Annotated in this window: 19 protein-coding genes; 18 read left to right on the top strand and 1 reads right to left on the bottom strand. The window is 32.0% G+C overall.

Annotated features, from left to right (window positions below; translation table 11 throughout):
* Nucleotides 1-6: 6 nt before the first annotated feature.
* The 18 genes from FAY33_RS08200 to FAY33_RS08105 all read left to right on the top strand — a co-directional run bounded on the left by FAY33_RS08200 (nucleotide 7) and on the right by FAY33_RS08105 (nucleotide 13,573).
* Nucleotides 7-1,281 carry a PAAR-like protein gene (locus FAY33_RS08200; protein WP_143320616.1) on the top strand — a complete coding sequence of 425 codons (1,275 nt, stop codon included), beginning with the start codon at nucleotides 7-9 and terminating at the stop codon, nucleotides 1,279-1,281.
* A gap of 10 nt (nucleotides 1,282-1,291) precedes the next feature.
* A complete protein-coding gene (locus tag FAY33_RS08195; RefSeq protein WP_143320614.1) occupies nucleotides 1,292-1,945 on the top strand; it encodes a hypothetical protein in 654 nt (217 codons plus the stop codon).
* Between the two features lie 225 nt (nucleotides 1,946-2,170).
* Nucleotides 2,171-2,368 carry a hypothetical protein gene (locus FAY33_RS08180; protein ID WP_143320610.1) on the top strand — a complete coding sequence of 66 codons (198 nt, stop codon included), beginning with the start codon at nucleotides 2,171-2,173 and terminating at the stop codon, nucleotides 2,366-2,368.
* Nucleotides 2,369-2,902: 534 nt separating this feature from the next.
* Nucleotides 2,903-3,175 (top strand): hypothetical protein, encoded by a 273-nt coding sequence (locus FAY33_RS08175; protein ID WP_143320608.1) that lies wholly within the window; start codon nucleotides 2,903-2,905, stop codon nucleotides 3,173-3,175.
* On the top strand, nucleotides 3,172-3,864 hold the full coding sequence (locus FAY33_RS08170; protein ID WP_143320607.1) for a hypothetical protein: 693 nt from the start codon (nucleotides 3,172-3,174) through the stop codon (nucleotides 3,862-3,864). The genes FAY33_RS08175 and FAY33_RS08170 overlap by 4 nt, the downstream gene beginning before the upstream one ends.
* Before the next feature lie 19 nt (nucleotides 3,865-3,883).
* Nucleotides 3,884-4,423: a hypothetical protein gene (locus FAY33_RS08165; protein WP_143320605.1), complete on the top strand. Its 540-nt coding sequence runs from the start codon at nucleotides 3,884-3,886 to the stop codon at nucleotides 4,421-4,423.
* A gap of 144 nt (nucleotides 4,424-4,567) precedes the next feature.
* Complete coding sequence (locus tag FAY33_RS08160) at nucleotides 4,568-5,044, top strand: PAAR-like protein (protein ID WP_143320603.1); 477 nt, start codon at nucleotides 4,568-4,570, stop codon at nucleotides 5,042-5,044.
* A gap of 210 nt (nucleotides 5,045-5,254) precedes the next feature.
* Nucleotides 5,255-6,025 carry a hypothetical protein gene (locus FAY33_RS08155; protein ID WP_143320601.1) on the top strand — a complete coding sequence of 257 codons (771 nt, stop codon included), beginning with the start codon at nucleotides 5,255-5,257 and terminating at the stop codon, nucleotides 6,023-6,025.
* 294 nt (nucleotides 6,026-6,319) lie between these two features.
* Nucleotides 6,320-7,129, top strand: a complete 810-nt coding sequence (locus tag FAY33_RS08150; RefSeq protein WP_143320599.1) for a DUF4163 domain-containing protein — start codon at nucleotides 6,320-6,322, stop codon at nucleotides 7,127-7,129.
* Nucleotides 7,130-7,495, top strand: a complete 366-nt coding sequence (locus tag FAY33_RS08145; RefSeq protein WP_143320597.1) for a lysozyme — start codon at nucleotides 7,130-7,132, stop codon at nucleotides 7,493-7,495.
* Nucleotides 7,492-8,127, top strand: coding sequence for a hypothetical protein (locus FAY33_RS08140; RefSeq protein ID WP_143320595.1), 636 nt, complete (start codon nucleotides 7,492-7,494; stop codon nucleotides 8,125-8,127). The genes FAY33_RS08145 and FAY33_RS08140 overlap by 4 nt, the downstream gene beginning before the upstream one ends.
* An 8-nt stretch (nucleotides 8,128-8,135) precedes the next feature.
* A complete protein-coding gene (locus tag FAY33_RS08135) occupies nucleotides 8,136-8,483 on the top strand; it encodes a hypothetical protein (protein WP_143320593.1) in 348 nt (115 codons plus the stop codon).
* A gap of 84 nt (nucleotides 8,484-8,567) precedes the next feature.
* Nucleotides 8,568-8,801 (top strand): hypothetical protein, encoded by a 234-nt coding sequence (locus FAY33_RS08130; protein ID WP_143320591.1) that lies wholly within the window; start codon nucleotides 8,568-8,570, stop codon nucleotides 8,799-8,801.
* Between the two features lie 15 nt (nucleotides 8,802-8,816).
* Nucleotides 8,817-9,587: a hypothetical protein gene (locus FAY33_RS08125; RefSeq protein ID WP_143320589.1), complete on the top strand. Its 771-nt coding sequence runs from the start codon at nucleotides 8,817-8,819 to the stop codon at nucleotides 9,585-9,587.
* A gap of 967 nt (nucleotides 9,588-10,554) precedes the next feature.
* Entirely contained in the window at nucleotides 10,555-11,250 is a 696-nt protein-coding gene (locus FAY33_RS08120; protein WP_143320587.1) for a lysozyme, read from the top strand.
* A 34-nt stretch (nucleotides 11,251-11,284) separates the two neighbouring features.
* Entirely contained in the window at nucleotides 11,285-11,944 is a 660-nt protein-coding gene (locus FAY33_RS08115; RefSeq protein ID WP_143320585.1) for a hypothetical protein, read from the top strand.
* Between the two features lie 638 nt (nucleotides 11,945-12,582).
* Nucleotides 12,583-13,098, top strand: a complete 516-nt coding sequence (locus FAY33_RS08110; RefSeq protein WP_143320583.1) for a hypothetical protein — start codon at nucleotides 12,583-12,585, stop codon at nucleotides 13,096-13,098.
* 73 nt (nucleotides 13,099-13,171) lie between these two features.
* Nucleotides 13,172-13,573, top strand: coding sequence for a DUF4163 domain-containing protein (locus FAY33_RS08105; protein WP_143320582.1), 402 nt, complete (start codon nucleotides 13,172-13,174; stop codon nucleotides 13,571-13,573).
* Here the strand turns inward: FAY33_RS08105 and FAY33_RS08100 are convergent.
* A partial coding sequence (locus FAY33_RS08100) for an IS3 family transposase (RefSeq protein WP_143320580.1) occupies nucleotides 13,570-13,670 on the bottom strand: 101 nt, incomplete at its 5' end. The two genes, FAY33_RS08105 and FAY33_RS08100, sit on opposite strands and share 4 nt — an antisense overlap.

The raw sequence follows: 13,670 nt of genomic DNA, 5'->3' as shown, positions 1-13,670 counted from the left end.
GTAATTATGGCGGATAAAAAGAAAGTGGCTAAGCCAGGAGTTAAAGTTACCAACGAGGCTGTGTTTATTGGAGATTTTAAGTTCAAATTTAAGGGGAATTTAATTAAAAAGTATACACAAAGGAAAGATGCTGAGAATGGTGAAGTGGAAAGTTACGAACAAACAGTCAAAGGACTAATGGCCAGGCATTATGAATTTTATGGCCAGTTTCAGAAAGAAAATAAGTATGTAAAAAGCGGGTCTGTGTTATGGTGCAGCGGGGGAAGTAAATTAACAGCATTTGATATGTTGCATGATCATGGGGTGGTGCAAAAGGATGGAAGTCCTATAGGAATTTGCACAGACTGTAAAGCAAATGAAAATATATATACGTTTGAAGGTTGTAAACTGCCAGTCCCTGCTGGATATCCGGAAAGAACGAATGTAACAGTGAAATCTCAACCTAAGACTACGATGCAAAAATGTATCCCTATGTTGGCTGAAAGTTGGAGTAAGACAAAGAGTTCTAAAATTAAGATATGGGATGAATCAAAGGGGAAGTCTGTTGATGCAATTACTACAGGTGATTTTCTGACTTGTTTTTATGGAGGGATTATAAGTGTGGTTGAGGTTCCAGAAAATACGGTAGTTGGGAAATATAAAATCATGACTATTAGTGAAAAAGGTTTTCAACTGTTAAAGTATCATGAAACGTCATTATCTACATTAAAAGGTTGGGGATTAGGCGTATTTAATGGAGAAGAATTGATGGGTATATTCCCACATTATGTTTTTAGAAAAAACACAAAAACTAGTAAGTGGGAATCAGATGGAGGGATAACATTTGGATTTGGACATTATGTTTCAAAAAAAGAATACGGTATAGATAAAGAAGAAAAATCTCTAGTTGATAAGTACATAAAAAATGCATCTTTACTTCCTGCCAATATTCCTAAAGACGGAGTATCATATAAAGTTCCAGGAGCAACTTATATGACTATGACAGAAGTAGATAAACTTTTGAAAAGTGATATTAAAATGGATGAAGCTGCTTTAAATGATTTATTCACAAAGTATAATTATTCTGCCACGCAAGAGCAATTTGATGCGCTTGTTAATTTAAGGTATCATAAATATAAACTTGGTTCCGATATTGACAACTTGCTAAATACAAGAAGCATTGAAAAAGCAAATTGGGAAAGAGCTATAAAAGATTTAATAGGTTCTAAGGGGGATTTAAAACGAGCTGATCAATTAGTTGATTTATTTAATGAAGGAAAATATCCTTTATTTATGAAGTAAAGGTGGATAAATGAATAAAAAAAATTTATGTATAAATATAGGCTGTTTTATTGGAGGAATTATTTTATGCATATTAATTACAAGAATAATTCCAGAACAAAAAGGTAATGTACTATTTAAATCTAATAATTTAGGAGAAACATACGATTTCCCAGAGAAAAAAGAAGTGTGTAGAGATAATAACTTTGGTTTAGCAGAAAATACTGATTTAAAAGAACATAATTATGATAATCTTAATACGGATAGAGGATATAAGATATTATATGGAGAATGGATGGTAACTGAGAGTGTAGGGGAATGTTATAGAATAGACACTCAAGACATTAGTGATGTTATTGGGAAAAAGTTTTCATTTTCTTTTTGGAAAAGCCATTTTTATTATCAAGGCGAAGAGGTAAATATTAATTATCCTAGATATGAGATAATAACAATTCCGTTAGATGATAATACTACATATTTCCCCTATATGCCAACAATGAAAGAGATGGGAATTGTGGGAAATTATGTTACTATTTTTATACCGGAAAGTGCGGAAAAAGGATACGACATGTGTTTTATGATTAAAGATGATGAAACTTTAATCATGTATTATAAGGACACTTATTTAGAGTTAAAGCGTATAAAACATATACCTGATTATGAGCTTTATTACCGTGCGGTTTAAAAAATAATAATTAAAAACGTCACAAAAAGCGGGATGTAACTGGTTGGAAAGAGATAAGAAATCATTGGTACTATTTTATCTCAAAGGTGGTAGGTGGCTGTGAAAAAAATGGACACATGGCACTTGGCTGGATGAAAATAAAAGGATTATGGTATTACCTAAAAGAGGAAGAATCAGCAGGATATGTGGTAACGGGGTGGAGGAAAATTGAGGGGTCCTGTGGCAATGCTTATTGGGACGAGTGGAAGTAGTGACGTAACTATAACAGAACCAGATGGAAGTAAGCATGCAGAGAATTCATTTAAGCTTCATTGGGTAACCATTACAGAGTTGGAAATAGATGAACCGAATAAAAAAACAAAAGTAAAGGTATCATCATGGGGAGGCTGGGGGGAAGTGGATTTAGACAACTATAAAGAATGAGCCTTTAAAAGGATTAGTATACTTTGAATAATAATAAAATAATAGTAGGAGAATACCTTATGGAGTCTTTTAATCCCACTTTTTTATTAATAATAATTCTTTTATTAAGTAGCCTAATATGCATTGCTTTATTGATCGTTATTATAAAAGTAAAGAGAGGGTGGCTTCAAACCGAAAAAATAAAAGTTGGGTCTGTTTGAATATTGAATTCTACGGAAAAAAGCATGGAAGGTTTTTTTCTGGACCGTATCAGCATTCAGAGTGGTTTACGAGGGAGAATCAAGAAGAGCAGACATGGGAAAATAATCTTACAGGGGAAATATATCGTTATTCAGATTATATGAATTAAGTGTACTCATATTGTGTTATTTTAGTTGCAGTACAATAATGGGTCTATGAAGAACACTAAATTTCTGGATTATGACACCATGAATCTTTAAGAATTCAGTATTTATGAACTTCTTTAATATTCTCACATAGTGATGTGTGAATACATCACTATGTGAGAATGAACAAAAAGATTGATGAAACTGTGTGTTTTCGAGATTTTACAGTGATTCCTATTATTGCATCACAGGAATTACAGGATATGAGATTTGTACCAATGTAAGAGATTATCCCGCTGTGGAGGGAATGAACTGGTTTGTCCGGGCTGAACTGTTTCCTATGGAAAGCCAGAAGGTACTATTGCTGAAATTTAAGGAAAAACAACCAGGGCATTACTTAAATGGCAGCATGGTACGATTCGTGATTTCTCAGATACAGTTAGAAATCGGTGAATATCGCTGTGTGGGGGTAATGGAATGAATTACGCATGGGAAGCTGCCCTGGCAGCAGATGAAGCAGGGATCAGTCGGGAGGAGATCCGATATATCCCGGCAAGGAATGGAAGTCCTTATACGGAAGTAACGCTGAAGACAATCAACAGCAGAGGGCTGGAAGAAAAGAAGGTGGAGATGAACCTGCTCTATCGGTTCTCCAGAGAGTTTGCAGAGATGTTTGATATCAATCTGGAAGGATATGAAACGTCGAGGAGACTGTTTTTTGACTGTGCCATGCAGTATTTGGTTCCGCTGGATTTAAGACAGGGATTGTCCAAGCAAGAATATGCCCTACGGTTTCTGTTAAGGGATCTGCTGGAGGGAGTGTGCGGAAGTCAGGCGGCACGAGTGGCAGAACAGTTTGAAAAAGAAAAGCTTCGGCGTTTGCTTCGTCTGATCTTAAAGCTATACCAGTGCGGTAGCACCATATACCTTTTCAGGGAAGTTAGGCGGTGCATGTACCCAGAATCCATGGTATATGCCAATAATGAGGCGGCAAGGCAGGTCCTGGTGTATGTGGGGCATAAAGAGACGGAAACAGAACGGGAAAGACTGGAGTTTTTGCAGGATATGTTCCTTCCGGTTAATTACCAGGTGTTTCTGTTCTGGGAGCATCATTTCGGGATTATTGATGTGGAGGAGACCATGGAATTTGACGAGATGGTGTTGTTTTAAGAAGAAAGGAGTTGACTGGGTGAAATATTTTGAGATTCAGGATTCGCCGGAGCTAAAGTATGCTCCCCAATTGAAAAATTGGTATGGAACATTTGATGTACGGGATATACGAATTGATACTTTTCCTAAATTACCTGAGAGGCAACTATTTAATATTGAACCTTGTGAAAATACAATTTTTACAGACATTATTTTATTTCCCTTTTTGCTGGTGTCTCCGATGGTAAAAGAAGTAATAGAAATGTACCGTGAGCATTGTTTTTTTAGGATTGTTATCTTGTTAGATCAATTAAATAAAGAGTCGAGATTATATTACTTGCCGGTGTTAGATGAAAGTAATGATATACAACTGCAGAAAGTCCAGTATAAAGATGGAGAAAGTATTTCTGCAACACTTGATGCGGAAAGAGAAAAAGTTGAACTGGACAGGAATCTATTCTGGGTTAAGGGTCTCAAAAAAAGGCATACTATTTTGTCATTGAATATGGCAGAGAGTCTCATTCGGCGGGGAGTAACGGGATTGGGATTGTGTGAGGTGGAATTATACAGTAAGAAATAATGAGGGATAGGATGCGGAATGCTTGCTGAGGCGTGGGAAGAATGAAAAAATTGATTCTAACAAAAAGGGAATAAGTGTTTTATATGATTAGAGATGAAACTATCGTATACAAGAATGAAGTTTATCAACAGAATGGGAGATGTTATGTCGACTACTAATAAGATTGGAGATTTTGTATGGGTCAGTGATAGTAAAAGAAATAAGAAAGTAAAGGAGAAAGAACAGCAGGAGCAATACCTTGAACTTATGTACATGCACCAGCAATATAATGGGATAATATCAAAACAGAAATATGCTCTGAGGGGATCAAAACTTAGCTGTTCATATGGGAGCGATTATTCTTTATTTGATATAGACCAGGATCATGGGATATATAAAGGAAAGTTACCAGTGATGACAACAATTGATAGTGGGAAAACTAATATATATTATTTTGGATCCTGTCTATGCTCAGAGACCAATTATGCAGGACGGTTGCCAATGACTGCAGAGACTCTTCAAAATAGGAAAAAGGCTAAAAAGGCAACCAATAATAAATATACACATATATGCGTTCCAATGGTTCCAGAAGGATCCGCCTGGAAACAGGTAGACCATAGTATAAATGAAGCGATCCTGTAGCTTGGAAAATGGTAATGTCTGAGTTTTCTATTGAAATGAAAAATCAGACATAGCAATACGCTATTTTATGTAGCGGTTACTATGAATGGAGATGGAGAACCGGAATTAGGCATATCTGACGAGTCTAGGTATGTTTACTTTTTTAGTATAATATGAATATGGAATAATTTACATTATGGTATGTATTTTCATTTAATTAGGAGGTATTTAATGAAAAATAGAAAAATAATAATATATTTTGTAATATTTATTCTGTTATCATTGCTAGTATATTTCCTTGTTTATAAGAATAATGATAGTTACTCAACCAGCATAATAACATACACAAAGAATGGTTCTTATGTAGCGTATCCTCAAATTGACGATTTAAAGGATAAAAAAAAGCAAGATAAAATAAACCGACTTTTAAAAGATCAGATTTTATTTGGTGCTAAAAATTATATGGGTAAATATATTGTGGATTTTTCATATCCAGATTATGTATACGAATTTAGCAGTGGAGTAGGTTTGGCTAATGAAGATATTGCAAGTTTTTGGTATAGCTTCAATTCATATGGTGAAGTTATAATAGAAAATGAAGGTGTTATGCGTGATACATATAGATTTTTTTGTATTACCATTGATATGAAAACTGGCGAAAAAATTGAGCTACCCGATTTTATGATAATTGATGAAAGATTAATTAATAGTAATGATGGATCTGGTATAGAAACAGATTATAACAGCGAGGCAAATCCTGTATTTCACAATTTTAAGGATGCATTTATGATATATACTCTTGAACAAGAAAAAGATGTATTTCATTTGTTCACACCTCAAGAAATCATTGATAGATTAATGGATACACAAAGCGAAACAAATTGGTATATTGATGAAACAAAAAATATTGTCTTTTGCTCTGGAAAGAGCTCTGTGAAGATTCCGTATAACAAAATTTCAGATGCCATTTATCCAAAATATTCTAAGATTTTAAACAAATAGAGATCAACTTTTAAATGACTTATAAAATTTCCAAGTATTGTTTATAGAACTCTTTATATTAAATTCATAATTTATCAGCACAGGTTTGGTTGGAATAAGAAATCTAGAGTGATAAAGTAGCTTCGATTTTTCTGGTTTATAAATGATTCAGATAAAGTTGTAAATAATTTTTTTTGAGTACTTGAACCACAGAAAAAAAATAAAGTCGTAAGCATTTTAATATAGTACAGTCACAAATTTAAAAGAAAGGAAAAGTATATGTATTAGCTTTTGAATACATTATATAAGATTAATATGAAAACAAAAATATGCATTATATTATTGACTGTTGTGATCTTATCCTGTGCGTATAGAATAAAACCCTTCATAAATTTTTTTAATGATACCTCCAGTAAAATCTCTACGGAGCTTAATATAGATTTATTAGAAGCATCTGAAAGTAAGAGCAATGCGGAAACAGAACAAGTAGAAAACTATGATGTTTTAACAAAATCCTATGATTATATAGATGATAGTAAGCAAATAAATATTAAAATTTTATATCCGCAAATAGCTGGTATGGCGGATCAGAAATTGGAAAAAAATGTTAATACCATAATAAAAGAGGCAGCATTAAATCCGTATAATGAAATTGTAAAAATAGATAACGGAATTGAGCAAGGAACCAGTTGGTCTGTGGATTATGTAATCGAATATGCGACAGACACGGTTATTAGTATTAAATTTGGAGGTTATATTTATATGCAAGGAAATGCACATGGTATAGATAGGGTGTATTCTGCTAATATAGATTTAACTTCTGGAAAAAAAATAACTATTTCCGATATTTTTAATAGCTCTTTTAAAGAAAAGTTAGATTCGCGTTATTTTAAAGGAATTGATGTGGATACGACAGAAGCCGAGGAGTCTGCATTGAAAAAGATATTTGACGAACATAAAAAAGATTTTGAAACTAGTGAAAATAATTTCTATTTTACTAGTGATCAGTTTATTATTCTTTTGCCTCTTGGAAATTATTATCGATTTGGTTCAAATTATGAAGATTTAAAGAGTGCTATGATAGAAGATAATTTAATTTGGAACTCTATTTTAGACAATCGTTGATTGTATGAAAATGGAACTGATACTAATTTAACATTTGGCAGATTTGAAAATTTTATTTCTACAGGCATTAATGCTAAATTAACTCAAGATCAATTTAATTCTTTAGTTGGACTAAGGTATAACGTTGGCGCATTGGGTGAAATTAATAGACTGTTACCGTATCTTGAAAGTGGTTCTTATGAGAAAAGTACATTAAGAAATATTATTAATTCACACTATGACGCAATAATTAAAAGTAAGCCCGATAAAGAAAAATATAAGGTTGGTTGGTATAGTAGGACAGAAAAAACTCTTGAAATATTCTTTGACGGGAATTATGGGGATATGCCAATTGATGCAGTGAATGGAAAGGTGATAATCCAATGATTAAAAAAATTATTTTGTCATTCTCAATAATCCTGAATTTATGTTTTTTGATTGTATATTTAAATGTTTTATTTAATAATAGTGATACTTCAAATGGTATTGATCAAGAAGAACCTTTGGAACCTATCCAATCAGTAGACGAAAATGTTGGTGGATATGAATTGGGAAGTACAATTACCTACAACCAATTATTTATTGGAAAATGGAAAATTGTTGATTCTGTTTCATCAGATCTTTCTTTACCCTCCAGTTATTCTGGGTTTGATAAAGAAGGTAATTTTAGAGGTCCGGATATAACAAGTATAATAGGTGAGGAAATAATTTTTGATGTAGATAAGGTGGAGTTTTCAGGAAATAAATATCAATATGCATATGGTCCAGAGACTTATACCCATGCCTTACGATCAGAAGAGGAGCAAATTGGTTATAATTATGCTGGAAGTTTAGGAATTACAGGTGAATATTATTCGATAATATACTTTTTATTGCCTAATAATTATCAAGTGAAAAGGAATCAAAAATATGTGCGTAAGCTACGAATTGATGATTTGTGTTTTTTATATATTAAGGACAATGAAACTATTTATGCTTCCGATGGTACAATAACCTATTTATTAAAACGGTTAAGTTAGGATTGCCTATGAGAATTTCAATAGAAATATGCACCGACTGCAAAGCAAATGAGAATATTCATTGTGGTTATAAAGTGTCTGGTACAGGAAAAGACAGTCCCATGAGTGATATGTCGTCAGAAATTGTGAGAAAACATAGGGAGATTAATCAAACAGATATTGATAAAATCAATTCTTTATTTCAAAAACATCAAATTGGTAGCAAAGAAAGAATATGTGCTTTTTTTGCTGAATGCTCTGCTGAAGCCAGCAATGGATATAGATTTCTCGAAGGATCAGGTACGGATAAACATCCATTTACAAACACTTCCACCAGAACAAATATTAATAAATGGTTTGACTCATATACTAAATAGGGCTCGAAATATCGTGGAGGTGGAGCGATACAGCTAACGCGGGACTATCATTATATTGAATTTAAAAAATGGATGAAAACGGAATTGGAAAAAGACGATTCTGATATAGTAAATAAAGCTGCTGAATATATTGCAATAAACTACCCATTCGAGGCCGCAGTGTTTTATTGGAGTAAAAATAATCTCAATAGTAAAGCGGATACAGGAAATATTCATAATGTTACTGCGGTAGTGAACCCCAAAATGACTAATGCAGAGTATAAATTAAGAGAAGACGCTTATATTTTATGGATGCAAAAATATAAATTTCCTTTTTAAGCAAGGAGGTAATCAGTGAAAAATAAAAAAATTATAATATATACTGTAATTTTTATTGCGTTAGCTTTACTAGTATACTACTTAATTGACGGAAGAAATGACAATTACTCAATCAACGTAATTTCATACACGAAAAATGATTCCTATGTGGAGTATCCGCAAATTAGTGATTTAAGGGATACAAAGAAGCAAGATGAAATAAACAAACTTTTAGAGGACCAGGTTTTTTATGGTGCAAAAGATTATATGAATAAGCCATTTGTTGATTTTTCAATACCAGGTTGTGATTACCATTATGAAAGTGGTGCAGGTTTTTCAAATAGATATATTTCTAGCTTTTGGTATAGCTTTGACGCTTATGATAAAAATGGATCAGGGGTATTTGGTTTTATGGGATATACAGATAGATTTTTTGGCATTACCATTGATATGAAAACGTGTAAAAAGATTGAATTGTCCGATTTTATGATAATTGATGAAAGATTAATTAATAGTAATGATGGATCTGGTATAGAAACAGATTATAACAGTGTTGCAAATCCTGTATTTCATAATTTCAAGGATGCATTTATGATATATACTCTTGAACAAGAAAAAGATGTATTTCATTTGTTCACACCTCAAGAAATTATTGATAGATTAATGGATACACAGGGCGAAACAAATTGGTATATTGATGAAACAAAAAATATTGTCTTTTGCTCTGGAAAGGGCTCTGTGAAGATTCCATATAACAAAATTTCAGATGCAATTTATCCGAAATATTTTGAGATTTTAAACAAATAGAGATCAACTTTTAAATGACTTATAAAATTTTCAAGTATGGTTTATAGAACTGTTTTTACTAACTTCAAAATTTTTGAAGACTAAAAAAATATAGTAAATGGAAAGCTAATTACTAAAAGGTAAAAAAACTTCATTGCATTTTAAGGGGATAGTGAAATCCCTTACCTAATAATTATCAAGTTTTAAGGGAACAGGAGTACGTACACAAGATACGAATTGATGATTTGTGTTTTTTGTATATAAAGGACAATGAAACTATTTATGCATCAAATGGAAGAATAACATATTTATTGAAACGGATAAGTTAGGATTGTGGACAAGATATTCATGGCTGTTGAAGAGGATATTTAATAGTTTTTTTAGGAGGAGTAATTATGGCGGATAAAAAGCAAGTGGCTAAGCCAGGAGTTAAAGTTACCAACGAGGCTGTGTTTATTGGAGATTTTAAGTTCAAATTTAAGGGGAATTAAATTAAAAAGTACGCACAATGGAAAGATGCTGAAAATGGTGAAGTGGAAAGTTACGAACAAACAGTCAAAGGACTAATGGCCAGGCATTATGAATTTTATGGCCAGTTTCAAAAAGAAAATAAGTATCTAAAAAGCGGGTCTGTGCTATGCGCAGCGGAGGAAGTAAATTAACGGCATTTGATATGTTGCATGATCATGGGGTGGTGCAAAAGGATGGAAGTCCTATAGGAGTTTGTACAGACTGAAAAGCAAATGAAAATATATATACGTTTGAAGGTTGTAAACTGCCAGTCCCTGCTGGGTATCCGGAAAGAACGAATGTAACAGTGAAATCTCAACCTTAGACTACGATGCAAAAATGTATCCCTATGTTGGCTGAAAGTTGGAGTAAGGCAAAGAGTTCTAAAATTAAGATATGGGATGAATCGAAGGGGAAGTCTGTTGATGCAATTACTACAGGTGATTTTCTGACTTGTTTTTAAGGAGGGATTATAAGTGTGGTTGAGGTTCCCAATGGTAATAGTTCAGAATTTATTTTTGGAAACAATGCTAGCGCTCTTTTAAAGTATATTGAATTGCCATACCCACCATATTCAGATGCTTATATAGATTATTTTGTAATGGATGGAAATAATATTAAAGAAATTTATTTTCAATTTGCAGGTGATTGGGGAATTACCTTAGGCTGGGGAACTTATATACCAACAATTGATGGGCATGGCTATGATGTCACAGAAGAGGGGCTAAGCATGCTTAAAAAACATGGTATGACTGATAAAGATATTAAATATGTAAATGATCTAATAATAAAGTATAAGAGTGCAAACAAAGATGGCAGGAAAACTTATTATGAAGAAATAAAAAAGTATTTTCAAGGTAAGAAGTTAAAAATCACTATTAAAGATTGTGATAAATATTTTAAAGAGAGGCTAGATCAACATGCAAAACGAATAAATAAATTAAAAAATACAGATTATTTAAAACTTAAAATGAATCAAGATCAATTTAATGCTCTAGTAATTCATCGATATTGCAGGGGAAGTATTTATGAAAATCTTGATGAAAAGTTGAAAGTGGGTAAAGGCATTGTCAAAAAATTGTTTCAACAACCTGCGGGGTATGAAGATAGAGGAGAAACGGAATATAATATTTTTATGTTGGGAATATACGAATATCAAGGTCATAAATTTTAATATTCAAAAAATATAACGGAGAGGTGAAAACAATATGTTTTTCTCAAAAAAAATTTTTATTTATATTGTAACTCTAGCTTTCATTATTTCAAGTATAGCAAATATTTATTTATATCTTAATAATAATGCTAAAAAAGCCCCCCCTATGATACCTTATGAACCTGATTGTGAGGCTCTAAAACCTGAAGATGAAGGTAAAACAGCTATTAATAATAGCCTCATAAATTCTAGCTATAAAATGTTTTATGGCGAATGGGAAATAACCGATAATCTTAATTATAAAAGTAGGCTTTTTCCTTCCCCTCAGGGAGACTTAGAAGAAGTAGTTGCCCCGGATATTATAGGAAATCGTATTTATTTCAATCAAAATGAAATACTATTTAATAATACAATTGTTGGAACCTCTCCCTCTTATTGGATTTATATAATTCCTGTTATTGAAAATGGGCAGCAGCAGCATTTTTTAGGTGACCATTCAATTAGTGTAATGGAGTTAGGAATTAGCGGAGACTATTTTAATTATGTAGAAGTTAATTGCTTGGAGACTACAAATAAATTATTTCCTATTAATTCTACAAGTTTTTATATAATTGATAATAATACATTGATATTTGAATATGATGGCTTTGAATTTTTGATGAAACGAGTAGCATTCATTAAAAATGCAGATATGTATGAAAAAGAGCATAATTAATTAATGAAATTTTAAATTTAAGTTTGCAAATTAACATAAGCTATGTTTGGTGGATACAAAATATGTATGCAGTACAATCAGAGGCTGGGCAAATTGGCTATATACTAGGCGCAACTAAATAAAGAAATTGAAAAGAGAAGTCCAATTTGAGTCTTAATTGACTGCCAAGCCAATAGAAAAATATATATGATTAGAAGTTGTAAGAGTCTAAAACCTGCCGTTTACCCAGAAAAGTTGATTGTTATTCCAATTGATAATTATGAGCATTTGTTTATAATGTTGGCTTTTTAGGTGTAATTAACGGATTGTTACCCTACCTTTAAAATGGTTCGTATGAGAAAAACAAATTAAGAATCATCATTAATGATTACTATGATGCAATAATTGAAAAGAAATCAGAAAATAAAGTATATAGAGATGGATGGTATAGTAGGACAGAAATACTCTTAAAATATTCTTTGATGGGAATTACGGAGATATGCCAATAGATGCAGTAAATGGAAAGGTGATCACTAAATGACAAGAAAAAGACTCTTAATTATTTCTGTAATATTAAATTTGGTTTTTTTAGTAATATTATTTGCTGTTTTTTTTATTAATAAGGCTACTTTACATAGCACAGGACAAAAAAAGAATATTTGAAACCAATTCAATCAAAAGAAAAAAAGGTTGATGAATATGAATTAGGAAATACCATTACTTATGACCAATTATTTTATGGGAAATGGAAAATTGTTGATTCTGTTCCAGTAGATTTTTCATTACCATCTAGTTATTCTGGGTTTGATGAAAAAGGTAATTTAAGAGGCCCAGATATTACGAGTATTATAGGTGAGGAAATAGATTTCGAAGTGGATTATACAGAGTATAATGGGAACAGATATCAATATGCATATGGTCCAGAAACTTACACCCATGCGTTACAATCAGAGGATGAGCAAATTGGTTATAATTATGCCAGCAGTTTAGGCATTACAGGCGACTATTATTCAATAGTATACTTTTTATTACCTAATAATTATCAAGTCTTAAGGGAACAGGAATACATACATAAAATACGAATTGATGATTTGTGTTTTTTGTATATAAAGAACAATGAAACTATTTATGCCTCAAATGGAAGAATAACATATTTATTGAAACGGTTAAGTTAGGATTGCCTATGAGAATTCCAATAGAGATATCCACTGATTACAAAGTCAATAAAAAGATTTTTAAGGAGTGATAATGAAAAGAATAAACTCGATATGTTTATTAACTTTACTTTTGATTTTATTATGTGGTTGCTCGAAGAGTATAAGCCACGGTAATTTCAATGAATCTGCATCTAAAAGTGTTTCTGATAAAAGATGCGAATATGTTTATGAAAACCAGGAAGACAACACAAATGTGAAAATATACTATCCGCAAATAGATGGATTGGAAGATATAAATATACAAACTAAGATTAATAAACGATTAAAAGACGGAGCGTTAAATGATTATGCGAATTATTGGAATATGGATGGCTTAATGCTTGAAATTAACTATGATATATCCTATATGAGTGAATCCTATATAAGTGTAAGATTTAAAGGAATAGGCCAATCAGGCTCATATCCCACAAGTGGATTGTCAACAGTTTTTTAGACAGTTTTTTTAAGGGTATTTATTCTATACTTCACCGGAGTCAGGTATCCTAGCGAAGAATGAATCCTACGGTTGTTAAACCAATTTACATAATCAG

This window comes from Clostridium sp. HBUAS56010 (assembly GCF_007115105.1).
Classification (GTDB): domain Bacteria; phylum Bacillota; class Clostridia; order Lachnospirales; family Lachnospiraceae; genus Lacrimispora.
This window is presented reverse-complemented; position numbering and strand designations above follow the sequence as displayed.